The sequence below is a fragment of the Microbacterium sp. 2FI genome (assembly GCF_005502885.1).
Taxonomy (GTDB): Bacteria; Actinomycetota; Actinomycetes; order Actinomycetales; family Microbacteriaceae; genus Microbacterium.
Window position 1 is genome coordinate 1 of sequence record NZ_SCMR01000001.1, and the last position, 25,976, is coordinate 25,976.

General features: G+C 69.8%; 26 protein-coding genes. 14 read left to right on the forward strand and 12 right to left on the reverse strand.

Annotated elements, in window-relative coordinates; translation table 11 throughout:
* The coding region (locus tag FFS15_RS00005; protein WP_137842959.1) for a substrate-binding domain-containing protein at window positions 1-495 on the forward strand (495 nt) is incomplete at its 5' end.
* 160 nt (window positions 496-655) lie between these two features.
* Entirely contained in the window at window positions 656-3,781 is a 3,126-nt protein-coding gene (locus FFS15_RS00010) for a glycosyl hydrolase (protein WP_137842960.1), read from the forward strand.
* Between the two features lie 78 nt (window positions 3,782-3,859).
* On the opposite strand, the gene FFS15_RS00015 is transcribed toward FFS15_RS00010, so the two are convergent.
* On the reverse strand, window positions 3,860-5,344 hold the full coding sequence (locus FFS15_RS00015; protein ID WP_137842961.1) for an aminotransferase class V-fold PLP-dependent enzyme: 1,485 nt from the start codon (window positions 5,342-5,344) through the stop codon (window positions 3,860-3,862).
* 63 nt (window positions 5,345-5,407) lie between these two features.
* Between FFS15_RS00015 and FFS15_RS00020 the strand changes: the two genes are divergently transcribed.
* Genes FFS15_RS00020 through FFS15_RS00030 form a run of 3 tightly spaced genes read left to right on the forward strand, consistent with a single transcriptional unit; the run spans window position 5,408 to window position 8,270 of the window.
* Entirely contained in the window at window positions 5,408-5,773 is a 366-nt protein-coding gene (locus FFS15_RS00020) for a VOC family protein (protein WP_137842962.1), read from the forward strand.
* Window positions 5,774-5,809: 36 nt separating this feature from the next.
* The gene (locus tag FFS15_RS00025; RefSeq protein ID WP_137842963.1) at window positions 5,810-6,607 is read left to right on the forward strand and encodes an alpha/beta hydrolase family protein; all 798 of its coding nucleotides are present in this window, start codon (window positions 5,810-5,812) and stop codon (window positions 6,605-6,607) included.
* A gap of 55 nt (window positions 6,608-6,662) precedes the next feature.
* Complete coding sequence (locus FFS15_RS00030) at window positions 6,663-8,270, forward strand: L-serine ammonia-lyase, iron-sulfur-dependent, subunit alpha (RefSeq protein WP_137842964.1); 1,608 nt, start codon at window positions 6,663-6,665, stop codon at window positions 8,268-8,270.
* A gap of 135 nt (window positions 8,271-8,405) precedes the next feature.
* Here the strand turns inward: FFS15_RS00030 and FFS15_RS00035 are convergent, their stop codons facing one another.
* Window positions 8,406-9,599 carry a low temperature requirement protein A gene (locus tag FFS15_RS00035; RefSeq protein WP_137842965.1) on the reverse strand — a complete coding sequence of 398 codons (1,194 nt, stop codon included), beginning with the start codon at window positions 9,597-9,599 and terminating at the stop codon, window positions 8,406-8,408.
* Between the two features lie 83 nt (window positions 9,600-9,682).
* Here FFS15_RS00035 and FFS15_RS00040 point away from each other — a divergent pair, with 83 nt between their 5' ends.
* Genes FFS15_RS00040 through FFS15_RS00055 form a run of 4 tightly spaced genes read left to right on the forward strand, consistent with a single transcriptional unit; the run spans window position 9,683 to window position 12,150 of the window.
* A complete protein-coding gene (locus FFS15_RS00040) occupies window positions 9,683-10,291 on the forward strand; it encodes a TetR family transcriptional regulator (protein ID WP_249353596.1) in 609 nt (202 codons plus the stop codon).
* 21 nt (window positions 10,292-10,312) lie between these two features.
* Window positions 10,313-10,603 (forward strand): DUF4287 domain-containing protein, encoded by a 291-nt coding sequence (locus FFS15_RS00045; protein ID WP_137842966.1) that lies wholly within the window; start codon window positions 10,313-10,315, stop codon window positions 10,601-10,603.
* A gap of 60 nt (window positions 10,604-10,663) precedes the next feature.
* The gene (locus FFS15_RS00050) at window positions 10,664-11,419 is read left to right on the forward strand and encodes an ABC transporter ATP-binding protein (RefSeq protein WP_249353646.1); all 756 of its coding nucleotides are present in this window, start codon (window positions 10,664-10,666) and stop codon (window positions 11,417-11,419) included.
* Window positions 11,416-12,150, forward strand: a complete 735-nt coding sequence (locus tag FFS15_RS00055; RefSeq protein WP_137842967.1) for an ABC transporter permease — start codon at window positions 11,416-11,418, stop codon at window positions 12,148-12,150. Before FFS15_RS00050 ends, FFS15_RS00055 begins: the two co-directional genes overlap by 4 nt.
* A gap of 22 nt (window positions 12,151-12,172) precedes the next feature.
* Here the strand turns inward: FFS15_RS00055 and FFS15_RS00060 are convergent, their stop codons facing one another.
* On the reverse strand, window positions 12,173-12,610 hold the full coding sequence (locus FFS15_RS00060) for a MarR family transcriptional regulator (RefSeq protein ID WP_137842968.1): 438 nt from the start codon (window positions 12,608-12,610) through the stop codon (window positions 12,173-12,175).
* A 41-nt stretch (window positions 12,611-12,651) separates the two neighbouring features.
* Here FFS15_RS00060 and FFS15_RS00065 point away from each other — a divergent pair, with 41 nt between their 5' ends.
* Complete coding sequence (locus FFS15_RS00065; protein WP_137842969.1) at window positions 12,652-14,463, forward strand: DUF2207 domain-containing protein; 1,812 nt, start codon at window positions 12,652-12,654, stop codon at window positions 14,461-14,463.
* Window positions 14,464-14,469: 6 nt separating this feature from the next.
* On the opposite strand, the gene FFS15_RS00070 is transcribed toward FFS15_RS00065, so the two are convergent.
* Window positions 14,470-16,170, reverse strand: a complete 1,701-nt coding sequence (locus FFS15_RS00070) for a long-chain-fatty-acid--CoA ligase (RefSeq protein WP_137842970.1) — start codon at window positions 16,168-16,170, stop codon at window positions 14,470-14,472.
* A gap of 245 nt (window positions 16,171-16,415) precedes the next feature.
* Between FFS15_RS00070 and FFS15_RS00075 the strand changes: the two genes are divergently transcribed.
* Window positions 16,416-16,979, forward strand: a complete 564-nt coding sequence (locus FFS15_RS00075; RefSeq protein ID WP_137842971.1) for a DnaJ family domain-containing protein — start codon at window positions 16,416-16,418, stop codon at window positions 16,977-16,979.
* A gap of 10 nt (window positions 16,980-16,989) precedes the next feature.
* Here the strand turns inward: FFS15_RS00075 and FFS15_RS00080 are convergent, their stop codons facing one another.
* The 5 genes from FFS15_RS00080 to FFS15_RS00100 form a co-directional block, all read right to left on the reverse strand.
* Window positions 16,990-17,496: an AAA family ATPase gene (locus tag FFS15_RS00080; RefSeq protein ID WP_171013023.1), complete on the reverse strand. Its 507-nt coding sequence runs from the start codon at window positions 17,494-17,496 to the stop codon at window positions 16,990-16,992.
* 71 nt (window positions 17,497-17,567) lie between these two features.
* Window positions 17,568-18,455, reverse strand: coding sequence for a zinc-ribbon domain-containing protein (locus FFS15_RS00085; protein WP_137842973.1), 888 nt, complete (start codon window positions 18,453-18,455; stop codon window positions 17,568-17,570).
* Window positions 18,456-18,489: 34 nt separating this feature from the next.
* Entirely contained in the window at window positions 18,490-19,686 is a 1,197-nt protein-coding gene (gene dinB, locus FFS15_RS00090; protein ID WP_137842974.1) for a DNA polymerase IV, read from the reverse strand.
* Window positions 19,687-19,749: 63 nt separating this feature from the next.
* On the reverse strand, window positions 19,750-20,421 hold the full coding sequence (locus tag FFS15_RS00095) for a VOC family protein (RefSeq protein ID WP_137842975.1): 672 nt from the start codon (window positions 20,419-20,421) through the stop codon (window positions 19,750-19,752).
* Window positions 20,422-20,441: 20 nt separating this feature from the next.
* Window positions 20,442-22,349, reverse strand: coding sequence for an alkyl sulfatase dimerization domain-containing protein (locus tag FFS15_RS00100; protein WP_137842976.1), 1,908 nt, complete (start codon window positions 22,347-22,349; stop codon window positions 20,442-20,444).
* A gap of 164 nt (window positions 22,350-22,513) precedes the next feature.
* On the opposite strand from FFS15_RS00100, the gene FFS15_RS00105 reads away from it, so the two are divergent.
* Window positions 22,514-23,191 carry a Type 1 glutamine amidotransferase-like domain-containing protein gene (locus FFS15_RS00105; protein WP_137842977.1) on the forward strand — a complete coding sequence of 226 codons (678 nt, stop codon included), beginning with the start codon at window positions 22,514-22,516 and terminating at the stop codon, window positions 23,189-23,191.
* A 7-nt stretch (window positions 23,192-23,198) separates the two neighbouring features.
* Here the strand turns inward: FFS15_RS00105 and FFS15_RS00110 are convergent, their stop codons facing one another.
* Window positions 23,199-23,636: a VOC family protein gene (locus FFS15_RS00110; RefSeq protein ID WP_137842978.1), complete on the reverse strand. Its 438-nt coding sequence runs from the start codon at window positions 23,634-23,636 to the stop codon at window positions 23,199-23,201.
* Between the two features lie 31 nt (window positions 23,637-23,667).
* Complete coding sequence (locus tag FFS15_RS00115) at window positions 23,668-23,970, reverse strand: hypothetical protein (RefSeq protein ID WP_137842979.1); 303 nt, start codon at window positions 23,968-23,970, stop codon at window positions 23,668-23,670.
* Window positions 23,971-24,063: 93 nt separating this feature from the next.
* On the opposite strand from FFS15_RS00115, the gene FFS15_RS00120 reads away from it, so the two are divergent.
* Entirely contained in the window at window positions 24,064-24,453 is a 390-nt protein-coding gene (locus FFS15_RS00120) for a hypothetical protein (RefSeq protein WP_137842980.1), read from the forward strand.
* 19 nt (window positions 24,454-24,472) lie between these two features.
* Here the strand turns inward: FFS15_RS00120 and arfB are convergent, their stop codons facing one another.
* Complete coding sequence (arfB, locus tag FFS15_RS00125; protein ID WP_137842981.1) at window positions 24,473-24,910, reverse strand: alternative ribosome rescue aminoacyl-tRNA hydrolase ArfB; 438 nt, start codon at window positions 24,908-24,910, stop codon at window positions 24,473-24,475.
* A 262-nt stretch (window positions 24,911-25,172) separates the two neighbouring features.
* On the opposite strand from arfB, the gene FFS15_RS00130 reads away from it, so the two are divergent.
* The gene (locus tag FFS15_RS00130; protein ID WP_137842982.1) at window positions 25,173-25,931 is read left to right on the forward strand and encodes a Type 1 glutamine amidotransferase-like domain-containing protein; all 759 of its coding nucleotides are present in this window, start codon (window positions 25,173-25,175) and stop codon (window positions 25,929-25,931) included.
* The last annotated feature ends 45 nt before the right edge of the window (window positions 25,932-25,976 follow it).

Below are 25,976 nucleotides of genomic sequence, written 5' to 3' on the forward strand. Positions count from 1 at the left end.
CAGAACGCGTGGATCGAGATGATGGAGGCTGAGCTCGCGGCGAGCCACCCCGACATCGAGCTCGTGGAGACCGTTTACGGTGACGACGACGACCAGACCTCGTTCGACAAGACTGCGGCGCTGCTGCAGACGTACCCGGAGCTGAAGGGCATCGTCTCGCCCACCACGGTCGGGATCTCGGCTGCGGCACGGTACCTGTCGACGTCGGAGTACAAGGGCCAGGTCGCGCTGACCGGTCTGGGCACGCCGAACCAGATGCGGGAGTACGTCGAGGACGGCACCGTGACCGCGTTCGCACTGTGGAACCCGGCGGATCTGGGTTACCTGGCCGCGTTCGCGACGCAGGCGCTGATCACGGGTGAGATCACCGGTGAAGAGGGCGACTCGTTCGAGGCCGGCAAGCTCGGCACGTTCGAGGTCGGCGAGGGCGCCAGCGTCCTCCTCGGCGACCCCTACGTCTTCGACGCCGACAACATCGGCGACTTCGACTTCTGAGCCGAAGCACCACAACCCGCCGGCGGCGTGCAGAGCCGCGCCGCCGGCACCACAGACGTATCCGAGTGACTCACTGCGGTGACGTCTCATCGGTGCGCGCCCGAAACGGGCGAACCAACCTCAAACCCACCAGAGAACGACCCGATCCAAGGAGAATCCCGTGTCTCGACGAAGCGACCCGAAAAACCTGACCCTCGCCCGCCCGCCGGCCCCGAGAGCCCAGGCTCGGCCACTGCGCACCGCCGTGTGCGTGATCGCCGCAGCATCCCTCGCCGCAGGCGCTTTCGTCGGGGTCTCCTCGACGGCCGTCGCCGCCACGGCAGACGCCGCCGGCAAGGACTGGAGCTTCAATCCCGTCACGGCGCTCACCGCGGACACCTTCGCGGCACCGCCGGCAGAAGACCTGCCGTGGGTGCGCGTGAACATGCCGCCGACGGCCGACCCTGCCCTCCTCCGCCAGCTGCTCGAAGAGGCCAAGGCCGCGAACATCGGCGGCGTGGAGCTCGGCCAGGGCGCATACCCCAACGATGCGCAGCTCATCGAGATCCTCGAGACGGCCAACGAGCTGGGCATCAAGGTCAGCCTCAGCCACGGCCCGACGCAGAATCCCACCGGGTACTCGATCAACGACGACCACGCGCGCAAGACACTCGTGATCAGTCGTGCTGCTGTCGCCGGCGGCGCGACGTTCACGGGAGCGCTGCCCGCCCCGGCCGCCTCGCCGAACCGGACGACGGTCGTCGCGGTCGTCGCCTACCAGTGCACGTCAGCGTGCGGGCCCACGGGCCAGGCGGTGCTCGATCCCGACTCGGCCATCGACCTCACCTCCACGCTGACCGGCACGAACACGCTCGGCGTCGAAGGCGGCACCACGGCGGGCTCGCTCACCTGGACCGCACCCGCCGGCGGAACCTGGCAGGTCGTCACCTTCTGGAGTCGAGGTGCGTTCAATCAGCCCGATCCGTTCTCGACCGAGGGCCACGACCAGCTGATCGCGAGCATGGAGGCTGCCTGGACGCCCGAGATCGCCGAACTCATGCGCGAGAACGGCGGAGACCTGTTCTACGACTCGCACTCCAGCGACCGCGGTTCACCCGACGAGCTGTGGACCAACGACATGGCTGCGGAGTTCGCCGATCGCGCCGGCTATGAGCTGACACCGAACCTCGCTGCACTCTTCCCGACGTCGTTCAGCTTCGCCGACGGAACCGCCCCGCGCGTCTTCAACGATCTGGTGGAGGTGCGCACCGACCTCTGGCTCGAGAACCACATCCGCCCGACGCAGGAGTGGATCCGCGACTACGGCTTCGTCATGCGACTTCAGCCTGAAGGCGAGCGCTCGGCGACGATTCCGATCTTCGATCAGGCTGCGGTGTCTGCCGAGCTCGATCGTCCCGAGCACGAGTCGCTCTTCGCGGTCGACGAGGTCGACAGCTACCTGCCGATCGCGTCGGCCAACCACCTCACGGGCAACCCGTGGTACTCCACCGAGTGCTGCGCGGTGTCGGGCGGTGCCAACGCCGAGAGCCTGGAGAGCGTGCAGGTCCGCATGAACAAGAGCTTCGCCGGCGGCATCACGAAGATGGTGTATCACGTGTACCCCTACGGTGAATCGGCCACGAGCCGGTGGCCGGGCTACCACAACTTCGGTGCGGCCGGATTCTCGAACGGGTGGGGCGTGCGTCAGCCGAACTGGTTCGCCGACGGAGCCGAGGTCAACCTCGACATGGCACGCAACCAGCAGGTGCTCACGCAGGGCGACGCGAAGGTCGACGTCGCCGTCTTCCTGCAGAACTACCTGTACCTGCAGCCGTCGGTGGTCGCGAGTGGATTCCGCATGTGGCGTGACCCGGGTCTCGAGCGCGCCGGCTACACGCGCGACTACCTCAGCCCGCGTCTGCTCGACCTGCCGAACGTCGAGGTCACCGACGGCCGCCTCGCGGTGGACGGTCCCTCGTACGGAGCGCTCGTGATCGACAGCACCCTGGAGCCCGCGAACTTCCCCGAGAAGACGTCGATGCCGCTCGATGCGGCAGAGCGCTTCCTCGCGTTCGCACAGGAAGGACTCCCGGTGATCGTGGTCGGCGCACCGCCGAGCAAGACCACGGGGAACACCCCCGAGGATGACGCCGCGCTGCAGGCTGTGATCGCGGAACTCCTCGCCCTCGACAACGTGCAACAGGTCGCGAACCAGGCTGCGGTGCCCGCTGCCCTTGAGGCTGCCGGCGTCGAACCGGCGGCGAAGCCGAGTGAGGAGAGCGGTCTGCTGAGTGTTCGTCGTGTCGACGAGGCGACGGATACCGACTACTTCTTCCTCTACAACCAGGGAATGGTCGGTGCTCCGTCGGGCACGCCCGCCGGGTATCAGTACAACTTCGAAGGAGCGTGGGCCTGCGTGACGCCCGGAATCACCACCGGATGCGTCGACCAGGGTGAGCCCATCGACATCGAGGTCGCGCTCGAGGGCGACGGATATCCGTTCGTGCTGGATGCTGCGAGCGGCGAGGTCACGCCGATCGCCGAGTACCGGGTGGAGGACGGCCGAGTCATCGTGCCGCTCGCCCTCGGGATCGATGAGGACACGATCATCGCTCTGGCCGACGACCCGACCCGCTTCGGCGCCGCCGCTCCGGGCGTGTTCGTCACCTCGACACAGGCCGATGGCGGCGCCGTCGTCAACGCTGAGGGTCGGGTGGTCGTCCGCGCCGATGCGCAGGGCAACTACAAGACCACGCTGAGCGACGGCCGCACCGTCAGCACGCCGGTCGGCAAGGTCATGCCCGACGTCGACCTCTCGGCTGCGACGTGGCAGCTCACCGTGGAGGACTGGAAGCCTGCGAACGACTACGCCACGACCTTCGGCGTGGCCGCGATGGCGACCGACAAGTCGACCGTCAGCGTCGAGCTGGACGCTCTCAAGCCCTGGCGTGAGATCGCCGGACTCGAGAACACATCGGGCATCGGAACCTACTCGACGACGTTCACGCTGTCGAAGTGGGGCAAGAGCGACGGGGCGCACCTCGACCTCGGCAAGGTGTTCGACACGTACACCGTGAAGGTCAACGGTCACAGCGTGGCCGTCGACCAGCTCGACAGCCGTGTCGACGTGACGCCGTACCTCGTCAAGGGTGCCAACACGCTCGAGGTTCGGGTGGCCTCGACGCTCATCAACCGGCTGCGGAGCCTCGACACCGCGGCTGCGGCTCGGACGGCGTACAACTACGGTCTGCTCGGTCCGGTGGTCATCGACACGTTCGGTGAGAAGGAGATCCCGGTCTCACGCTGACCGGCCTTCTGAGATGACGGAGGGGCGGGTCGCTTGCGCGGCCCGCCCCTTCGGGCTGCCCGCGCGGATGCGGCACGATCAGCGCGCGACCACCTGGATCGACGCGAGAGTCGGGTCGGCGGCGTAGGCGATGCGGCCGCCATCGGCGAGCGTCTGGCGGAGGGCCTCGATCGCGGTCGCGCTGACGACCTCGCCGGGTGCGAGCACGGGAACCCCCGGCGGATACGGGGCAACGAGCTCGGCGCACACCCGTCCGACGGTGGCGTCGACTGGAACGGTCTCGTGCCGTGCGAAGAACGCCTCGCGCGGCGCGAGCGCCGTCTCGGCATCCACGGTCCACGCGGGCGACACCGCTGGGTGCCGGGGTTCCCCGCGATGCCGCTCGACCGCCGCGATCAGTTCGTGGAGCAGACGGTCGACCGCGGGGGCGGCATCCGCCATCGTGATGATGGGCACGATCACGTCGCGATCCGCCATCTCGACGGGCAGACCCGCGGCGAGCAGGTCACGCTCGATGGCGTGGCCGTGCGCGCCGGTTCCGGAGAGGTGTACGACGAGCTTCGCGGGATCGACCGTGAGCTCGTCGCTCGAGCGCAGCACGGCGATGCCGGCCACGCCTTCGAGCCGGTCGCGTGCTCGCGCCACCAGCGCGACGAGATCGTCGATGAGTCGGATGCCGTGCTGCTCGAGCAGGGCGCGCGATGCATCGGCGCTCGCGAGGATCGCTCCGGCGGCGCTCGTCGTGTGCGAGGCGTCGAAGGCCCGCTCGAGGCGGTCGGGGTCGAGGAGCGCGCCCGAGCGGGTGGTGCGGGCGACGAGGAGCGCGCCCTGACTCCACGTGGGCAGGGTCTTGTGGGCGCTCATCACGAGCGCGTCGGCACCGCGTGCGAGCGCGTGCTCGGGAACCCGCGGTGAGAAGCCGAAGTACGCGGCCCACGCGCCGTCGACGACGAGCGGCACGCCCGCCTCGTGTGCAGCAGCGGCGATCGCCTCGATGTCGCTCATTGTGCCGACATACGACGGATCGCCGATCACGACGCCGCATGCGTCGGGGTTCGCGGCGAGCGCTGTGCGCACGGCGCTCGCCGGAATCGCGCCGGGGAGCCCTGTCGTCACGTCGATCTCGGGCCGCACCCACACCGGGCGCAGACCCGCGAACACGATCGCCAGCAGGAGCGAACGGTGGAGCGTCCGCGAGACGACGACGCTCTGGTCGGGGCGTCCGAGCGCCAGCACCGCGGCCTGGTTCGCGTGCGTCGAGCCGCCCACCGACAGGCGGCACCAGTCGACGCCCCACGCGTTCGCAGCGCGGCGTTCGGCATCGGCGAGCACGGTGTCGGCATCCTTCATCGTGCCGAGCCCGCCGTAGAACGGCACGTCGCCGCGGATCACGTCGCCCACGAGATCCGTCCGGTGCTTGTGCCCCGGAATCGTGAACGGCGTCACGGCGCCTGAGCGCACCGCCTCGTCGAAGCCGAGCCAGGCCGCCAGCAGCGGCGCGTCGGCGGCGAGGCCGAGCGGATCACGCGGGTCGCGGGGATCGGAGGGATCGGATGCCGTCACGGTGCCACCCTAGTTCGCCCCTCTTCCTGGCACCTCGGGTCGCCGCACGCGAGAATGGCGCGCATGAGACTTGTCCAGATCGCCCAGCGCGCCGTCGACCTCCAGCGCGCGGCCGAGTTCTACACGGTGCTGCTCGAGACCGAACCGAGCGCGAGATTCGATCCTCCGGGACTGCTGTTCTTCGACCTCGACGGCGTACGGCTGCTGCTCGATCGCAACGCGCCGTCATCGCTCCTCTACCTCCAGGTGCACAACGTGCACGAGGCGCTCGAACGGCTCGATGGCATGGTCGATGTCGTCTCGCCCCCACACGTCATCTTCACGCACACCGACGACACGCTCGGGCCCGCCGGCCACGAGGAGTGGCAGGCGTTCATCGCCGATTCAGAGGGAAACACGGTCGCCCTCGTCGCGTTCCAGCGTCCATGAGGCCGGTGGTGGCGCGCTGAGGGGGAGACTGGGGGAATGGATGCCGCACTCCCCGCCCTGACCGAGATGCCCGCGCCCCGGTTCGTCATGTCGGCCGAGGGCTATCGGATCGCCACCTACCTGTGGGGCGACGAGGACGCGCCGACGGTGCTGTGCGTCCACGGCTTCGCGTCGAGCTGTCGCGACAACTGGGTCAGCACGGGATGGGTGCGTGACCTCACGCGCGCCGGCTTCCGCGTGCTGGGCGTCGACCAGCGCGGCCACGGTGCGAGCGACAAACCCCACGAGCCCTCCGCGTACGCCATGGACGCGCTCGTCGGCGACCTCGTCGAGGTGCTCGATACCCACCTCGTCGACTCGGTTCTGTACGCCGGCTACTCGCTGGGTGCCCGTGTCGGCTGGCAGCTCGCGGTCACGGCGCCCGAGCGCGTCTCGACGGCGGTGCTCGGCGGCATCCCGGATGGTCGTCCGCTCGCCCGGCTGCAGATCGAGCAGGCGCGCGCGTACGCCGATCACGGCACCGCGGTCGAAGACCCGGTGACGCGCAACTATGTCACCCTCGCCGAGCGCGTGCCCGGCAACGACCTGCGCGCGCTCGTCGCGCTCGCCGAGGGGATGCGCCTCGGCGACGCCGATCCCGATCCGGCCCAACCGCCGCAGCAGCCGGTGCTCTTCGCGACCGGCAGCGAAGACGCCATCCTCGAGCGCTCGATGGGGCTCGCGGCGGCGACGCCGCGCGGAGAGTTCGTCGAGCTGCCCGACCGGCATCACTTCAACGCGCCCGGATCGCGGGTGTTCCGGCAGGCGGCGGTCGAGTTCTTCACGCGGGCGTGAGGGCGGTGGTCCTCGCGAGGGCGTGGCCGAACGATCGGTCAGATAGTCTGAACCCGTGAGCGCCTACGTCTCGGCGTTCGAGCTGTTCTCCATCGGAGTAGGACCCTCGAGCTCCCACACGGTCGGACCCATGCGGGCGGCCCGCGACTTCGCCATGCGTCTGCGCGAGGAGGGGCTGCTCGATCAGGTCGAGCGCGTGACGTGCACGCTGTACGGCTCGCTCGGAGCCACCGGCATCGGTCACGGAACCCCCGACGCGGTCGTCGCAGGCCTGCAGGGGCTCGAGCCCGAGACGGTCGACCCCGCGGTCGTGCGATCGGCCTGGTCGGCCTGGCCTTCGGGTGCAGAACTTGCTCTTGACGGCACCCGCCCGATCGCGTTCGACAAGTCCGACGTCGTCTTCGCCCCGCGCACGCGCTTGCCGGCGCACCCCAACGCCATGACGCTCGAAGCGTGGGGGACGGCCGGGGCTCGTGCGGGCGGGCGACCGGAGGGATCGGATGCGTCCGCCGCCGTCCGCGCGACCGGGGTCGCCTATGACGCGGGGGAGTCGGCATCCGTCGCCCGTGTCGAGGACGACGCCGACCTCGTGCTGCGCGAGACCTATTACTCGGTGGGCGGGGGTTTCATCCGCCGCGACGGTGAACCGCCCCGCATCGCGCCGCACGCGTATCCGCTCGACTTCGCGAGCGCGGAAGACCTGCTGAACCTCTGCGACGAGCGGGGCCTCACGATCGCCGAGGCGGCTCGGCTCAACGAAGAGGCGCTGCGGTCTGACGAGGACATCGCCGCCGGACTCGACGCGATCTGGGACGCCATGTCGGCCTGCGTCGAAGCCGGCCTTCGCGCCGACGGCGTGCTGCCGGGCATGCTGGCGGTTCGGCGGCGGGCGGGCGCGATCCGCGAGCAGCTCGAGGTCGCCGAGTCGACCGGGCACCGCGAGCTGCCGGGGGAGTGGCTCGGCGCCTTCGCCCTCGCCGTCAACGAAGAGAACGCCGCCGGCGGCCGCGTCGTCACTGCGCCGACCAACGGCGCCGCCGGAATCCTGCCGGCGGTCGCGATGTACTGGTGGCGGTTCCTGGCCGACTCGGGCCTCGGCGCCGGTAACGCTGTCACCCCGTACGGCGAGCTGGTGGGCAGCGCCCTCCTCGGCTTCGCCGGGCACCCTGAGCCCCTGCAGACCCATGAGGAAGACGCCGAGGTGGTGGCCGAGGCGAACCGCCGTCGCGGCATCCGTCGCTTCCTTCTCACCGCGACCGCGCTGGGGTCGCTCTTCAAGGCCAACGCCTCGATCTCCGGTGCTGAGGGCGGCTGCCAGGCCGAGGTGGGGTCGGCGTGCGCGATGGCCGCGGGCGGACTCACCGCCGTGATGGGCGGCACGAACCGGCAGATCGAGAACGCCGCCGAGATCGCGATGGAGCACCACCTGGGGCTCACGTGCGACCCGGTCGGCGGGCTCGTGCAGATCCCGTGCATCGAGCGGAACGCGATCGCAGCGTCGACCGCGGTGACCGCCGCGCGCCTCGCGCTGCGCGGCGACGGCTCGCACTACGTCTCGCTCGATGCCGTGGTCGAGACGATGCGCCAGACCGGCATCGACATGTCGACGAAGTACAAGGAGACCAGCGAGGGCGGCCTCGCGGTCAACGTCATCGAGTGCTGAGGGGTGCGTCGCTGCTTGTCGAGGACTGAGGTGGCAGCCGCGCGGCATCCACTCGTCCCGGGTTTGGGGCGCGCCGCGTCCACGACACGCCGACGGTTCCGGCGCGTCGTGCACGGGAGACGCCCCGAACGCGGGTCAGCCGCCGCTGCGGCGGCCTCGCCGCACGCGGCCGACGGTCTCGCCGACCGCCACGCCGATGAGGATGACCACCGCCGCAATGGACAGCACGAGGGTGTCGAGGGCGTCGGTGCCTGCCGCGATCACCCCGAGCACGACCAGCGCGCCGAGCCCCGCCACCTGCGCGCGCGCCCAGCGCCGCTCGAGCACGCGCCGGAAGAGCACCGTGCCGACGAGGAAGAGGAACGGACCGCCCAGCACCACGAGCGTCACCGCGAAGCCGTGCTCGTGCGGATGCGACAGCGCCTCCTTGTCGCCCACGCTCAGCAGCACGACGCCCGCGATGATCGCGAGGTGGATCCAGGTGTAGGCCGTGCGGGCGAGGCGTCCGGGTTCGTCGGAGGCCTCGATCGCCTCCGAGCCGATGCGCTCGCCGTGGTCGAAGTAGATCCACCACATCGCGGCCGCCGCGAGGAACGCCGTCGCCATCGCCACGATCGTCTCGGGCGAGGACTCCTTCTCCACAAAGGCGAAGCCCGTCACCAGCAGCCCCTCGCCGAGCGCGATCAGGACGAAGAGGGACGTGCGCTCGGCGATGTGCGGGCCCGAGAGGTCCCACGACCCGATCAGCACGCGTCCGCGCCCCGGCACCGGGTAGCCGAGCAGAGTGCCGACCAGTTCGAGGCCGAGCGCGAGCGCCCACAGCGGCAGTTGCCACGGCAGCGGCAGCAGGGCGCCGACGATCCAGAGCGCCGCACCGGCGACGGTCCAGGCGAGCACGAGCGCGAAGTCGCGCGACACCTTCGGGGCGTGCCGGGCCGTCGCCCACACGATGAACCCGGTGCGGCCGACCTGCAGCACGACGTAGGCGATCGCGAACGTCCACGCCCGGTCGCCGAACGCCTCCGCGATCGACACGCTGATCAGCAGCGCCACGAAAGCGAGGGCCACGACCGCCCCGCGCACGGGCAGCTTCACGGGATCGAGCCAGTTGGTCACCCACGTCGTCGACACCCAGGCCCACCACAGCGCGCACACCATGATCGTGCCCTCGAGCAGCCCCAGCGGCGTCTGGTTCTCATACAGGTACGCCGACAGCTGCGTCAGCGCGAAGACGAACACGAGGTCGAAGAACAGCTCGACATAGGTCACGCGGTCGGCGCGCGACGAGTCGGTCGGGCGCAGCACGTCACGGGTCATGCCGAAGGCCATGCCTCATCTTGGCAGGGACGGTCGACGGCGAGTGGATGCTGCCGACTGACGCGCCCGCCGCGGGCCGGTCGTAGGCTGGCCACGTGGTGGAACACGTCGTGCCCGTGCCGAAGCGGCGCCGCGGTCGGCCGCGCGCGGGTGAGTCCGACGCGCGGCAGCGGATCCTCGCCGCCGCGATCGACGAGTTCGGCGAGGCCGGGTACGACGGCGCGACGATGCGCGGGATCGCCGCCCGCGCCGGGGTCGACTCGGCGCTCGTGCACCACCATTTCGGCACGAAGGCCGATCTGTTCGGCGAGACCGTGGGCGCCCCGATGCGACCGGATCGGGCGATCCCGGGCATCCTGGCCGGCCCGCAGGACGAGGTCGGCGAGCGCATCGTGCGCTACATCCTCGAGTCGTGGGAGGACCCCGACGTCCGCCGGCGCGGCGTCGTGCTGCTGCGAACGGCGATCGGCAACAAGCTCACCACGCCTCTGCTCGCGGAGTTCCTCTCACGTGAACTCCTTGCGCGCATCGCGCGGTCGCTGGATGCGCCCGATGCCGAGCTCCGCGCGTCGCTGGTCGCAACGCAGATCGCGGGGCTGCTCATCGCCCGCTACATCCTGCGCCTGCCCGCGCTCGCCGAGGCCCCGGTCGACGAGCTCGTGAAACGCATCGCCCCGAATGTCCAGGCCTACCTCTACGGTTGACGAACCGACGAAAGGACGCCTATGTCGTTCCAGGCATATCTCGACAACATCGAAGACAAGACCGGTCTCACACCGCGCCAGTTCATCGACCTCGCGGCCGAGAAGGGCTTCGGTCCCGGCACGAAGGCCGGCGAGATCGTCACGTGGCTGGGCGAGGACTACAGCCTCGGGCGCGGACACGCGATGGCGCTCGTGCACGTGATCACGAAGGGGCCGCAGATCAGCGCGAAGCACGTGGACTCCGGCGGCGCGCACGCGGATCCGTCCGACACGCTGTGGCTCGACGGCAAGGCGACCAACCCGGCGACGTAGCGCGCGGAACACACGCAGGGGTTGACCGGCATCCTCCGTGGGCGAATAATTCATCACGTGATGAATAACCTGCCCGTGGCGACCATGGATGCCGTCGACGTACGTGGCCTGCGCGTGCGCCGCGGCAACACCGAGGTCTTCAGCGGGCTCGATCTCAGCATCCCGCGCGGTCAGATCACGGGGCTTCTCGGGCCCTCCGGCTGCGGCAAGACCACCCTGCTGCGCTCGATCGTCGGGGTGCAGAAGGTTGCGGGCGGCACGGTCACGGTGCTGGGCGAACCCGCCGGATCACGGGCGCTGCGCCGCCGCGTCTCGTACGACACGCAGGCGGCATCGGTGTACGCCGACCTCACGATCCACCAGAACGTGCGCTACTTCGCGCGACTGCTGGGCGCTCCGCGCGTCGACGCCGACCGCGTGATCGACGAAGTCGGCCTCGCCGACCAGCGGCACCAGACGATCGGATCCCTCAGCGGCGGGCAGGAGTACCGCGCGTCCCTCGCGGTCGCGATGCTCGGCGCGCCCGAGCTGCTCGTGCTCGACGAGCCGACCGTGGGCCTCGATCCGCTCTTGCGGAGCGAGCTGTGGACGTTGTTCCGCGACCTCGCCGACCGTGGCTCGACGCTCATCGTGTCGAGCCACGTCATGGACGAGGCGCTCCGGTGCGACCGCCTGCTCCTCATGCGCGCCGGCCGCATCATCGCCGACACCACACCGTCGAGCCTGCTCGCCGACACCGGCACGCAGGATCCGGATGCCGCCTTCCTCGCGCTCGTGCAGCAGGATGCGGCAGAGCACTCGGAGCCCGGCGCATGAACGGCGTCCGCACCTTCGCGACCGCGGGCCGGGTGCTGCGACAGCTGGGCCACGACCCACGCTCGATCGCGCTGATGCTCATCGCGCCGAGCCTGCTCGTCGGACTCTTCGCGTGGCTCTTCAGCGAGCAGGAGGGCGTCTTCGACCAGTTCGGTGGGGCGATCCTGGCGCTGTTCCCCTTCATCGTGATGTTCCTCATCACCTCGATCACGACGCTGCGCGAACGCCGCTCGGGCACGCTCGAGCGGCTCATGACGACGCCGATCGGCAAGGCCGACTTCATCGTCGGATACGCCCTGGCGTTCGGCCTGATGGCCACGATCCAGGCGGTCGTCACCGTGACCTTCGCGGTCTGGGTGTGCGGCCTCGACGTCGAAGGGCCGCTGTGGCAGCTCGGCCTCGTCGCCGTGGTCGACGCGCTCCTCGGCACAGCGCTCGGGCTGCTCGCGAGCGCGTTCGCGCGCACCGAGTTCCAGGCGGTGCAGTTCATGCCGATCCTGGTGTTCCCGCAGATCATCCTGGGCGGGCTCTTCATGCCCCGCGAGGACATGCCCGATGCGCTGTACGCGATCTCGAGCTGGCTGCCGCTCAGCTATGCGATAGACACGATCAACGCCGTCACTGCGGGGGATGAAGGGTGGGAGGTATTCGGTCCGCTCCTGATCGTCGTGGCGTTCGCGGTCGGGTCGCTGATCCTCGCCTCGCTCACGCTCCGCCGCCGGACGCCGTAACGCCAGCCGACTCAGGCGCGACTCAGCAGCCGGGCTGCTTCTTGCGGAGCTTGGCGGTGAGGTCGCGCAGCTGGGCGAGCTCGGCATCCGTCAGTGAAGACATCCGCTCCGCGATCGCCCGACCGTGCAGCGTCGCGACCTTGCGGAACAGCGACGCGCCCTCATCGGTCGCGCGCACGAGCGCGCCGCGCCCGTCGTCGGGGTCGGCGCACTTGGCGATGAGTCCGCGCTGGGCCATGCGGTCGACCAGACGCGAGACGCTCGGCTGGCTGATCAGCATGTTGGCGGTGACATCGCGCAGGCGGGCCGTCTGGTCGGCGCCGCGCGTGACGGTGAGAAGCACGTCGTACTCGGCCTGCGTGAGCGTCTCGTCGAAGTCGCCCTTGATCTCGTCGAACACCTCGTGCTGGGCGCGGAACAGACTCTCCCACGCATCGATGGCGAGACGGCGATCGGTCATACGCACCAGAGTACGGCGATTGCGGGTTCTAGGCTGTGCGCATGGGGACGCCTCTTGCTGTGTCAGCCGAACCGAGACGCCGGTGGCGCGCTCCGCTGGCGGCGATCGCCCTCGCGGCGGCGCTCGGCTTCGTCCTCGCGATCCTGGCACCCGGCATCCCGGCGCGCGCCGACGTCGACGACTTCGTGTTCGAAAGCCTCGACGTCGAGTACGAACTGGGGCGCTCCGACGACGGCACGAGCACGCTGCGGGTCGTCGAGACGTTCGTGGCGATCTTCCCCGAGTTCGACCAGAACCGGGGCATGCGTCGCAGCATCCCGGATTCCTATCTCGGCGCGCCGCTGCACCCCGACCTCGTCTCGATCACGGATGCCGAGGGGCGCCCCCGCGAGGCCGAGACCGAATCGGAGGACGGCTACTACTCGATGACCTCGCGTGCCGGCGACTTCGTGCACGGCCGGCAGGTATACGTCTTCACCTACACGCTCGAGAACGTCACGCGATACTTCTCCGACGTCGGCGTGGACGAGTTCTACTGGAACGTCAACGGCACCGAGTGGCGTCAGCCGTTCGGTCGGGTGACCGCACGCCTGACGCTGTCGCCCGAACTCGAGGCCGCCCGAACCGGCGATCAGGCCTGCTACGTCGGGTATGCGGGATCGACCGAGACGTGCGAGATCGGAACGGATGCCGAGGCGGTGGTGGCCGGCGCGGCGAACCTCGATCCGTTCGAGACGATGACGATCGCCGTCGGATTCGAGCGCGAGACCTTCGCCGCGTTCGACTCGTCGTATCTCGCATCGCCGTGGGGCTGGCTGCAGGGGCTCGCGGCTGTCGGGCTCGGGGGCGCGATCGTGTTCGCCGGCGTGACGCGCCGTCGCCGGCTGCGTGACGAGCCGGGCCGGCCGACGATCATCGCCGAATACACCCCGCCGCGCGCCGTCGACGCCCTCGAGAGCGCGATGCTGCGCGGGCTGCCGGCGAAGGCGATCCCGGCCGAGGTGCTCGAGCAGGCGATCGTCGGGAGCCTCCGGATCGAAGAAGGCGACCGACGCCTCTTCGGCGGGGCAAAGCTCAAGGCCGTGCTGGTCGATCCCTCGCGCGCCGACGGCGACGGTCTCATGCTGCTCGAAGGCCTCTTCCCGATGGGAGTGCCGGGGGAGGAGTTCGAGTTCGGCCGCTCCGACACCCGCTTCTCGAGCGCCGCGCAGAAGATCCTCAAGGCGGCGAACCAGGAGCTCGTGAACCGGGGGCTGCGGCGCCCGGTCGCCGCCAGTGTGCGCGTGTGGCCGATCGCCCTCGCCGCGATCGCGGCGGCGCTGGTGGTCGTCTTCGGGTTCGCCGCGCTCGAGAACCTCGTGAATCCACTCGTGCCGATCGTGTTGATCGTGGCGTCCGGCCTCGGTGTCTTCGTCGCGGCCGGGATGGTCGCGCGCATGCCGCTGACGGCGGCCGGCGCCGAGGTGCGCGACCACCTCGAGGGCCTCAAGGTGTTCATCGAGTGGGCCGAGGCCGATCGCATCCGCATGCTGCAGTCGCCGGCGGGCGCCGAGCGCGTGCCGATCGACGTGAACGATCCGCGGCAGAAACTCAAGCTGTACGAGACGCTGCTGCCCTATGCGGTGGTGTTCGGCCAGGAGAAGGAGTGGGCGAAAGAGCTCGCGGTGCTCTACGGCGCCGGCAACTCGCCCAGCTGGTACTACGGCACGGCGGGATTCGACGCGTCGTCGTTCTCGTCGGGCATCTCGACACTGTCGGCGAGCACGGCTTCTTCCTCGTCGACGTCGGGCGGCTCCAGTGGTGGGGGCTCGGCCGGCGGCGGCGGCGGAGGAGGAGGCGGCGGCGGGGTGTGACGCTTCCTACCCCTCGCGCTGCAGCTGCTCCCGCACCTGGCGCCGCAGCACCTTGCCGATGAGCGAGCGCGGCAGCTCCTCCACGACGAAGAACTTGCGCGGCACTTTGTAGGCGGCGAGGTGCTGCTTGCAGAAATCGCGGAGCGCCTCGGCATCCAATTCCGCCCCCTCACGCATCACGACCGCCGCCACGACCTCTTCGCCACCCGCGCGCGGGAGGGCGACGACGGCGGCGTCGACGATGTCGGGGTGCGCGTGCAGCGCCGCTTCGACCTCGGTCGGAGCGACGTTGAAGCCGCCCGTGATGATGATCTCCTTGATGCGATCGACCACCGTGACGAATCCGTCGGGCGCGACGGTCACGATGTCGCCGGTGCGCACCCAGCCGCCGGCGAGCAGCGCCTCGGCGCTCTCGGCGGGCCGGTGCCAGTAGCCCTGGAAGACCTGGGGTCCGCGGATGAGCAGCTCGCCGCGCTCTTCGAACGGCACGTTCACCGTGGGATTCTCCGGATCGACGACCCGGATCTCGGTGCTCGGGAACGGCACGCCGACGGTTCCGGGTCGCCGCGAGGGGCCGATCGGATTGCCGAGCGCGACCGGCGAGGTTTCGGTCATGCCGTAGCCCTCGACGAGCAGGCCGCCGCTCGCCTCCTCCCAACGCGCGACGGTGTCGACCGGCAGGCTCATCGCCCCCGAGATCGCGAAGCGCACGCTCGTCACGTCGATGTCGCCGTGGGCCGCCGAACGCGCGAGCTGGTCATAGATCGGCGGCACGGCGGGGAGGAACGTCGGGCGACTCTTCTTCGCGGCATCCGCCACGAGCTTCGCGTCGTACTTCGGGAAGAGCACCAGCCTTGCGCCGATGCTCATCGCGAACGTGAGGCAGAGTGTGAGCCCGTACGCGTGGAAGAGGGGGAGCACGCCGTAGAACGTCTCTTCGCCCTCCTTCAGCCCCGGCACCCACGCGCGACCCTGCATCGCATTCGCGCGCAGATTGCGATGCGTGAGGATCGCACCCTTCGGGGTGCCCGTCGTGCCGCTCGTGTATTGGAGGAGGGCGATGTCGGTGACGGCGGGACGTGGATGCCGGGCACTCAGCCGCTTGGAATCGACGAGCTCCGACCACGCGAGCACCTTCTTGGCCTGCGGTGTCGTGGTGAGCTGGGCTCGGGCGGCACGAGCCTTCGCGATCGGCAGCCGGAGCGCGACGCGGGTGGTCCACGGCATCGCCTCGGTGATGTCGACGCTGACGATGCGCTCGACCCTCATGTCGGAGGGGAAGGCGTCGATCGTGTCGTAGACCTTGTCCCACGCGATCGCGAAACGTGCGCCGTGGTCTTCGAACTGGTGGCGCAGCTCGCGCGCGGTGTACAGCGGGTTGTGCTCGACCACGATCGCGCCCAGGCGCAGCACCGCGTAGAAGGCGACGACGTGCTGGGGGCAGTTCGGCAGCACGATCGCCACCCGATCGCCGTGCGAGACCCCGAGGCGACGCAGGCCCTCGGCCGCGCGTGCGATCTGCTCACCGAGTTCTCGGTAGGTCGTCGTCGCGCCGAAGAACTCCAGCGCGGTGGCCTTGCCGTAGCGGGCGATGCCCGCCTCGATCATGTCGGAGAGGCTCTCGGTGACCTCGTCGATGTCGTGGGGAACGCCCGGCGCGTACGCCGACAGCCAGGGGCGGGATGCGTACGGGTTCTCAGAGTCCATGGGTCGAGCCTGGCACGGATAGGGCCGGTCGGAGAGGCTTCCGACCGGCCCATGTCCCTTGCACCAAGAGTGTCCTGCAATCACATGCCGGTAGCTGCCACAGCAAAACAACTACCGTTCCTGAACTCTATAACGGGGAGGTAACGGTGGCAAGCATCTGTCGTTATCTTTTTGTGATTCTCGGCCGCGAGCGGTTTCTGAGGTTGACTGGGAGATGGGAACGAGCACACGACAGAGGGTGGCGAATGTCTGACGCCATGAGCAATGCCGCTCGCTATGCAGCTCAGCGGGCCGCGGGGGAAGACACCTCGACGGGCTCTGACGAAGGCCGGCCGACGATGTCGCTGAACGCCGAGAACAAGTCGGCTTTCATCGAGACAGCGATCCAGCAGGCGATCCGTCGCGGCGAGTTCGACGATCTTCCGGGGTCGGGCAAGCCGTTGGAGGGGCTGGGGACCCATCACGATCCGGACTGGTGGATCCGACGGAAGATCGAGACCGAGAACCTCACCGGGCTCGGTCCGCCGGCACTGACCCTGCGATCGGAGAACCTCGAGCTCGACGCTCAACTCGATCGGGAGCCGACCGAAGCGAGGGTCCGTGAGATTCTCGACGACTTCAACCGCCGAGTGGTCGATGCGCGACGTCAGCTGCAAGGGGGCCCGCCGGTCGTGACTCCGACGCGCGATGTCGAGGCGGAGGTTCACGCCTGGCGAGAACGCCGCGCCGCCACCAGAGCAGCCGCGCAGCAGGCCGATGCCGCAGCGGAGATCCCAGCACGACGGCGACGTCGGTGGTTCCGGCGCTGACCCGACCGCCTCAGCCGCGGAGTCGCGCCAGGATGACCGCGGCGATCTGCTGCAGAGATCCGTCGGCGCTCACGCGCAGGGGCTCATCGACCCATGGCTCGAAGGTCGCCGCGCGACTGCGCACGTCATCCCAGCTCGGCTCGCGGACGTTCGTCAGGTTGCGGCTTCGACCTTCCAACCGGCGACGATGTTCAACCTCGTCATCCAGGCTCAGAAGGGCGAAGATCAGCTCTGCGCCCGTTGTCGCGGCCGCGCGACGCCAGGTGTCGCGGGCTGCCTCGCTGTCATTCACGGCATCGACGACCACCATCCGGCCGAGCGTCAGATTCTGCTCAGCGGCGGCCCGTACGGCTTCGTAGGCGGCAACGCCGGTCGTCCAGGAGCGCGGGAGGCCGGCCCCCAGAAGCGCATCTTCGACGGTGTCGATCGACAGGTGAACGGCGTCGAGCTCGCGGGCGACCTCGGTGGCGACCGCCGTCTTGCCCGTGCCGGGCAGTCCGGAGATGACGACAAGCATGTGCCTATTCTCGCCCGGGACGCCGTCGTCGCTCGAGGAGCGTGGGCGAGGCGGCATGCCTTCTTGCGCCTTCACGCGAGGTAAGCGTCGACGAGCAGGGGTCCGCGGAGGTCTCTGAGCGTATCGATGAGGTCGTCGAGCCCGCGCCGGCCCCAGGTCGCCAGCTGGATGTCGTGGGGGCCGAGCGGCGCGAGCTTGCCCGTGCGAATGCGGATCACCTCCCACCCGGCGGCCCGCAGCGCCCGATCCTTGCGGCGGTCGGCGTCTTCGCGCTTGCCGACGTGCTCGAGGCCGTGCCGGCCGGTGCTGTCGTACTCGACGGCGACCCGCAGTTCGGCGAGGACGATGTCGGGCCACACCTCGACGTGGTCGAAGAACGGTCGGGCGACACGCACGGCATTGAGGCCCGGCGTCACCCGCAGGCGCGCGAAGAGATCGGCGCGCAGCTTCGCTTCGATCGCGGATGCCGGTTTCGGCGCGCACTCCGAATGGAACGGCTCTCCGACGGCCAGGTCGGGGGTCTTCGGGCACACCGTTCGAGCCGACTTCGGCTTTCGTGCCCGGAGGACCGTGCGTTCGACCGGGTGCGCGATCGCGACGGGAGCCGGAGAATCGGGCCAGGCCACCGAGTCGCGCATCGGCAGCGCACGGGCGGGCCGAGCCAGATCGGCGCACTCGGGGCACCAGGCCGAACGGCGGCGTTCGCGGCCGGGGCGATTGCGCTGCTCGTCGGGGGTCGCAGCGAAGGCGTGGCCCGCTTCGCACTGCCACAGCAGGAGAACGTCGGCCGCGGGCGGTATCTGGGTCAGCGTGATCCCGGCGTTGAGCTCGGGGTGGTACTGGCGGATGAGTGCGGGGAAGGGCGCCCACGCGTCGCGGTAGCTCCCGACAGGGTAGGGCACCTCCGTCCCCTTGGAGAACTGGCGGCGGGCCCACCACAGTTCGACACGCTCCGGCATGCGTGCAGGGTACGGTCGGCCGCCGACACAGCCGTCACTCGTGCTCCGGCAGCACGGGGGTCGACCAGCCCGGGTCGCGACCGAGTTGCGCGGCCCGCGCCACCGAAGTGGCGCCGAAGCGATCGCGGACGGCATCCAGAACCGAGTCGAGGCGCGACCCGTCGTCCCAATCGATGGGCAGTTCCGGCGGCACACTGTCGGCGCTCGCGAGCTGCGACAGCGAGATGCCGATGAGGGTGATGCCGCGCTCGTCGATGAGGGGCAGCGCGGCGTCCAGCAGCCCGCGGGCGACGGCGAGAAGCACGCCGGTGCTGCCCGTCGCCGTGCCCATCGTGCGCGATCGGGTGGCCTTCGCGTAGTCGCCGTAGCGGAGGCGCAGCACCACGGTCCGGCACACCCGATCGCGGTCGCGGAGGCGACGGGCGAGCCGATCGACGATCTGGGTGAGGAAGAGGTCGAGCTCTTCGGCCGTCCGCGGCGCGTTGCCGAGCGCGCGCTGCGAGCCTATGGATCCGCGGCGCTTCGCGGTGTCGACGGGCCGCGGATCCCGCAGCCGGGCGAGGGCGTGCAGGTGCGCGCCGGCCGCCCTGCCCAGCAGCCGCTCGGCGGTCGCGGCTTCGAGCTCGGCCAATTGCCCCACGGTGCGGATGCCGAGCCGGCGCAGCTTCTCGGCGGTCACCGCGCCGACTCCCCACAGCCTCTCGACGGGGAGCGGGAGGAGGAACGACTGCTCCTCGTCAGGCTCGACCACGAGCAGTCCGTCGGGTTTGCTGACGGCACTCGCGACCTTGGCGAGGAACTTGGTGCGTGCGACGCCGACCGAGATCGCGAGTCCGACCTCGTCGCGAACCCGCTCGCGCAGTCGCACCGCGATCTGCTCGGGTGTGCCGGCGATACGGCGGAGCCCGCCGACCTCGAGGAAGGCCTCGTCGATGGACAAGCCTTCGACCAGCGGCGTCGTGTCGCGGAAGATCGCGAAGACGTCTTTGCTGGCGGCGGAGTAGGCGTCCATCCGCGGGCGGACGATCACGGCATCCGGGCAGAGCTCGCGCGCCTGTCGGCCGCCCATCGCGGTCCGCACTCCGCGGGCTTTGGCCTCGTAGCTCGCCGCCAGCACCACACCGCCGCCGACGATGACGGGCCGGCCACGCAGCGCCGGCGCATCGCGCTGCTCGACCGACGCGTAGAAGGCGTCGAGATCGGCGTGCAGCACGGTCGCCTCGCCCCGCATCCGCCCTCCCGCCGGTCACCTCGTCGTGGGGATCATGGCAGGTACCGGCGACATGACTTCGGGTCAGCCGTAGGTGTCCGTCCACGCGGCGATGTCGACGCCGTGGTTGTCGGGCGATGCGAGTGACCACCAGGCAGGCGCGTTCGAGTCGTCGACGAGCCTGCCGCCTGCGGCGAGCGCAGCATCCACTCGTGCCCGCGCCTGATCGGCCGGCACGAAGACGTCGAAGTGGGTGCGACCCCGCGCCGGCGCATCGCCGGTGATCGGGTTGAAGGCGAGCTGCGGCCCGCAGCGCAGCGGGTCGACGGCATCCGTGTCGCCGAGTGCCTCGTAGCCGAGCGCCGCGATGAAGAAGGGGCGCGCGTCGGCCTGTGAATGCTGGGCGACGTAGATCCCGACCGACTGCGCGCGTGACGGATCGGGCGTGAGCTGCAGTTCGGCTGCCGCGCGAGAGACCTCTGCAGCGAAGTCCGCGGCGGCGGCGGGGACGCCGTCAGTCGTGCGGTCGGGGACGCGCACGACGACTCCCTCGGGCCGAACGTCGATATCGGGTTGGATGCCGTGTCGCTCTGCCGCCGCGACGACAGGCGTGAGGAGGCTTGCGGCGTGGGCGAGGGAGGTCGCGGTGAAGACCGCCTGCGGCCCCGTGCCGGTGACATGCCAGTCCGAGACGCCCGGCGCCCGGTGGAACGCGGCCGCCGAGATCGATTCCGATCCACTTGTGGATTCGTCCATGGGAACTCCTTCGTGCCGGGCTACGGGGTGACGATCGCGAAGTTCGGGTCGAACTGGTCGACGAGCTCGATGAGCGCATCGAGGACACCCTCGTCGCCGGTCACGCCGACGGCGCCCTTCTCGATCAGAGCCGCGGCAGCGCCGGGTTGCAGAAGCACGCCGACGAGCGCCGGCTTCGGCCCGCTGACGGTGAGACCGGCATCCGGCGACGCGCCGGGCCGTGCGTTGAGGACGCCCTGGCGCACCCACACCGTCCACGTCTCTCCGGCATCGGTGAACTCGAAGTTCAACTGGACATCCGCCTCGGCTGCGGCCGGTCCGTTGATGTGGACGGCGACGAAGTCGAAGAGGATGTCGAGGGGCATCGCGAGGATCGTGTCGGGACTCGCGCTCGCGAACCGGGCGGGGATGACGCCATCACGGAGCTCTTTCGCCGCGGTGAGGTAGATGCCTCGCCACTGCGGGCCCTCGGCCTGATACCCGAGCTGCTCGTACGCGTCGGCCTGCAGGTTGCGGGCCTCGTCGTCGGCGGGGTCGGCGAAAACGAGGCTGTGGAGGATCTGCGCGGCCCACCGGTAGTCGGCGACGGCAATGGCGCGGCTGCCTTCGGCGAGGATGGCGTCGCGGCCGACCATCGCGACCACGCGCTTGGCGGTGTCGACGGGCGTGTGCGGATGCAGCGACACGGGGTCGCCGTCCCACATCCCGAGCTCCTTGGTGAACACGGCGCGGACGTCGTGGTGGAGCGTGCCGTGGTAGCCGCGGTTGAACCAACGGCGTGCGAGCGCCGGTGGCAGCTCGACGACTTCAGCGGCTTCGAGCGGGGTGTATCCCTGGTTGGCGAGGCGCAGCGCCTGATCGTGGATGTACTTGTACGTGTCACGCTGCGACTCGAGGAACTCGACAACCTCAGCGTTTCCCCACACCGGCCACGTGTGCGGCCCGTAGTGCACCTCGACCTCGTCGCCCCACCGGACGAGGGTCTCGTCGAGGTAGCGGGCGAAGTTGCGTGCATCGCGGGTGCGTGCGCCGCGCAGGGTCTGGATGTTGTGCAGCGAGTGGTTCGCGTTCTCTGCGCAGGTGAGCGCCTTCAGTTCCGGAATCCAGATGTGCATCTCTTCGGGCGCTTCGGTGTCGGGCGCGTAGAGGAACTCGAACGTCAGGCCGCCGATGGAGCGGGTCTCGCCTGTGCGGGTGATCGGGTCGGTGGGAGACAGGTACGACACCGTGATGTTGCGCCCCCCGATCGATGCGATCCCGTTCGTGATCATCGCGAGCGGCCCGTTCTCGAGCAGATTGCCGAATGCATACGACGCGCGCCGACTCATCGCGTTGCCGGCGATCACGTTCTCGCCGATCGCGAACTTGTCGAACGACGCGATCGTTCCCGGAGCGATGATCGGCACCTGTCCCGAGGCGACGTCCGCCGGGTCGACCAGTCCCTTGACGCCGCCGTAGTGGTCGATGTGGGTGTGCGTGTAGATGATCGCGACCACGGGCTTGTCCGCGACGTGAGCGCGGTACAGCTCCAGGCCGGCTTTCGCAGGCTCGATCCCGGTCGTGCAGTCGATGATGATCAGGCCCTCGTCGCCTTCGACGATCGTCAGGTTGCCGATGTCGTGATTGCGGACCTGGTGAAGCCGCTCGGTGACCTTGTACAGGCCTGATTGGTAGATCAGCTGGGACTGTCGCCACAGGCTCGGGTTCACCGAGTCCGGCGCCGGCCCATCGCCCTCGAGGAACGCGAGTCGCTCCACGTCGTAGGCCACGGCACCGTCATCGGCGATGACTCTGCCGTCGGGCAGCGGTGCGACCAGTCCCCGCCGCGCTGTTTCGAAGTCTTCGACGTCCTCCATCGCGTAGCGTTCGCGGGCCTTCTCGTTCGCCTCGCGGGTGGCCGATGTAGCCGACTTCGGATCGACGGTCATCATTGCCTCTCAGACGGTGACCGGCGCATCCCACGGATGTCGACAGCCGGCGACCCTCTCCTGCATCCTCTCGACCCTTCTCGCCGATCCGCAAGCCGGTCGCAGAACGCAGGGCAAACGTGTACCCAAGGGTCAGCGGGGGTGGGTTGCGTTAGCGTCCCATCATGGTCAAACTTCTGCTGACTTCGGGCGGGATCACGAACGCCTCCATTCGCGAGGCGCTCGTCGACATGCTCGGCAAGCCGATCGACGAGTGCGATGCGCTCTTCATCCCGACGGCGCAGTGGGGTCAGCCGATGTGCTCGCCCCGGAGCGTGTGGATGTCGACCGCCGGGCGGTGGCCGGGAGAGCCGGGCCTGGTGGACCTCGGCTGGAAGTCGGTCGGAGTCCTCGAACTGACGGCGCTCCCCAGCATCGGTCGCGATCGCTGGCTGCCGTGGGTGCGCGACGCGGACGTACTCCTCGTCGACGGCGGCGAGGCGATCTACCTCCGCGACTGGATGCTGGAATCCGGGCTGCATGACGAGATGGCGTCGCTGACCGACACCGTCTGGGTGGGTGTGAGCGCGGGCAGCATGGTGATGACGCCGCGCGTCGGCAAGGAGTTCCTGGACTGGAAGCCCGACGGCGGCGACGAGACGCTCGGCCTCGTGGATTTCTCGATCTTTCCGCACCTGGACTACCCGGGCTGGTCCTCGAACACGTCGGACGCGGCGCGGGACTGGGCGACGAGGATCGACAACCCCGCCTACGCGATCGACGAACAGACGGCGATCTCCGTCGTCGACGGTGAGGTGCGGGTGATCTCCGAGGGGAACTGGCTTCAGCTCAACAGCGACTGACCCGACGTCAGCCCTTCCTCACGTCCTCGGCGAACATCACGATGATGCCGCTCGGGCCTCGCACGTAGGTGAGCTTGTACACGTCTTCGTAGGTGGCGACGCCGCGAAGCGGGTGGCAGCCGTGCCTCGCGGCGATCTCGAGGGCTTCGTCGATGTCGTCGACGGCGAACGCGACCCGGTGCATGCCGATCTCGTTGGGAAGCGTGGGCTCGGTCTCGATGGCATCGGGGTGGATGTATTCGAAGAGTTCGAGGCGGCCGTGCCCGTCGGGCGTCTGCAGCATCGCGATCTTCGCGTGGTTGCCGTCGAGGCCCACAGCTGTGTCGGTCCACTCGCCGCTGACCGTGTCGCGTCCGATGACGGTGAGGCCGAGGTCGGTGAAGAAGGCGATCGTCGCCTCGAGGTCGCGCACCGCGATGGCGACGTTGTCGATTCTGATGGCCATGGTTCTCCTGGGTTCGCGTGAGTCCAGGGCGCTACGCGGTGCGCGTGCCGAGGACTGTGCTCGGCGGAAACGGTCCGGACTGGGCGGTGCCGGTCAGGCGGCCGCCGACCACATGCAAGACGAACCGGAGCGACATCGGCACGGGGGCGACGAAGTCGAGCGTGAACTCGGCGGTGTCGCCCGCCGCCGTGCCGTTCCTGATCGCGATCGGGCCGGTGTCGCCGATCGCCGTGCCGGTGAGCACGGTGCCCTCCGTGGTCAGCGTGAGGTCGTAGCGACGCGAGCCGGCGAGCGTCGCGACCTCGATCGCCCAGTTGCCATCGATGTCAGCCACGGCGGCCCTCCGAGTTCCCGCGGCGCGTGCGGCCGTCGAGGCCATTGTGCTCTTTCGCGCGTCGCCGTGCACGCCGTGCGCCAGACTGTCGACATGAACAAGACTGCCGAGTACCAGCCGGGCGTGTGCAACATCGGGCCGGCCGAGATCCGCAGGCGGCGCATGTCGGGCTGGGTGGGGCTTGCGATCGCGGCCGTGTTCCTGGTCGTCGCGTTCGCCCTCGGCTGGGCGGCGCCGTGGCGACTGCTGGTGGCGGCGCCCGTATTCCTCGCGGCCCAGGGGTTCCTGCAGGCGGCGTTCCGTTTCTGCGTCGGATTCGCCTCGCGCGGCCTCTACAACTTCGGCCAGTTGGGCACGGAAGAGACGGTGTACGAGGCAGAGTTCCGCAAGAAGGATCAGCGCAAGGCGCTCCTCATCACGGTGCTCGCCTTCGCCATCGCGGCGGTCGTCGCGCTCGTGGCGTTCTTCATCCCGGTCGGCTGAACCGCGTCTCGCTCGCCGGTCAGTCGCGCGGCGGTTTGCGCAGCTGCTTGACGTCGGTGCGCCGCTTCTTCTCCTTCAGCCGCCGCTCCTTGGCGCCCCGGCTCGGCTTCGTCGGTCGGCGTGACGGCGCGGGCGGCCGGATGGCGTCCGCGACGATGGCGGCGAGCCGGTCGCGTGCGGCCTCGCGGTTGCGCAGCTGCGCGCGATGCTCGGATGCCGCGATCGTGAGCATCCCGTCGACGAGGCGCCCGCTCAGGCGCTCGAGCAGCCGCTCGCGTTGCAGCGGCGAGAGGGCCGGCGAGGCTGCGGCATCCCACACGAGCTCGACGCGAGAGTCAGCGGTGTTCACCCCCTGGCCGCCCGGACCGGACGATCGCGAGAACCGCCACGCCAGCTCGGCCTCGGCGATCGTGACGCCCGGGGCGACCCGGAGTCCGGGGCGGTGGGCGGCAGGCATAGACCCATCATCACGTGTGGTGGGGCGCGGCTGCAGCCCTCTTCGGCGCCGAGACGACGCAGATGGTCCGCAGAACCGCCGCCGACCAGCACTCTGCGTCGTCTCGGTGCTCAGGCATTGGCGTTCGACCGGCGAGACGACGCAAACGGCACCCAGGGACGCTGTCAGACAGCAACCTGCGTCGTCTCGCCGCCGGGTGGCCCGACATCGGCGGAGTGCGCAAGACTGAGCGCGTCAGCCGTCCCCCGACGAGGAGCACCGCATGCCCCGCCAACCCGGAACCGTCCATCTCGTCGGCGGCGGGAGGGACGAGGATGCCGTCGTCTTGTTGTTCGCCCGATTCGTCGAGGATGCCGCAGCCGCCCGCTCCGGCGGGAGCGGGGCGCCCGGCATCCACGCCCTCCTCGTTCTCGAAGACGACGACGACGAGACCGTCGAGCGGTTCCGCAGCGCCCTGAGTCTCGCCGGGGCCGACGTCTCGGTGCACGCCATCGAGGAGGGCGCGGCCTTCGACGCGACGGCGCTCGACGGGGCCGACGGCATCTTCGTCGGCGGCGGGCTCACCCCGGCCTATCACGCGGCGTTCGCGAAGATCGGTCCGCTCGTGCACGAGCGGGTCGCCGCCGGCACCCCGTACCTCGGCTTCTCGGCGGGCGCGGCCATCGCCGCCGAGCGGGCCGTGATCGGCGGCTACCTGATCGACGGCGTGGTCGTGTGCGATGAGGATGCCGGCGAAGAGCTCGACGACGTGACGGTGGTCACAGGCCTCGGGCTCGTGCCGTTCTCGGTCGACGTGCACGCCGCGCAGTGGGGCACGGTGTCGCGTCTGGTCGCTGCGGCCACCGCGGGTCTCGTCGGCGACGGGGTCGCGATCGACGAGCACACCGCCGTCGAGTGGCGCAGCGACGGGGAGGAACGCGCCGCGTCGGTGCACGGCCGAGGTGCCGCGTGGCACGTGACCCGGGGCGACGCCGGCGCGGGACCCGTCACCGTCGACCGCCGCACGGCAGGTTCTGTCTGACCGGTCGGCGAGAATGCATCAGGGGAGCAGGATCGACCGACGGGG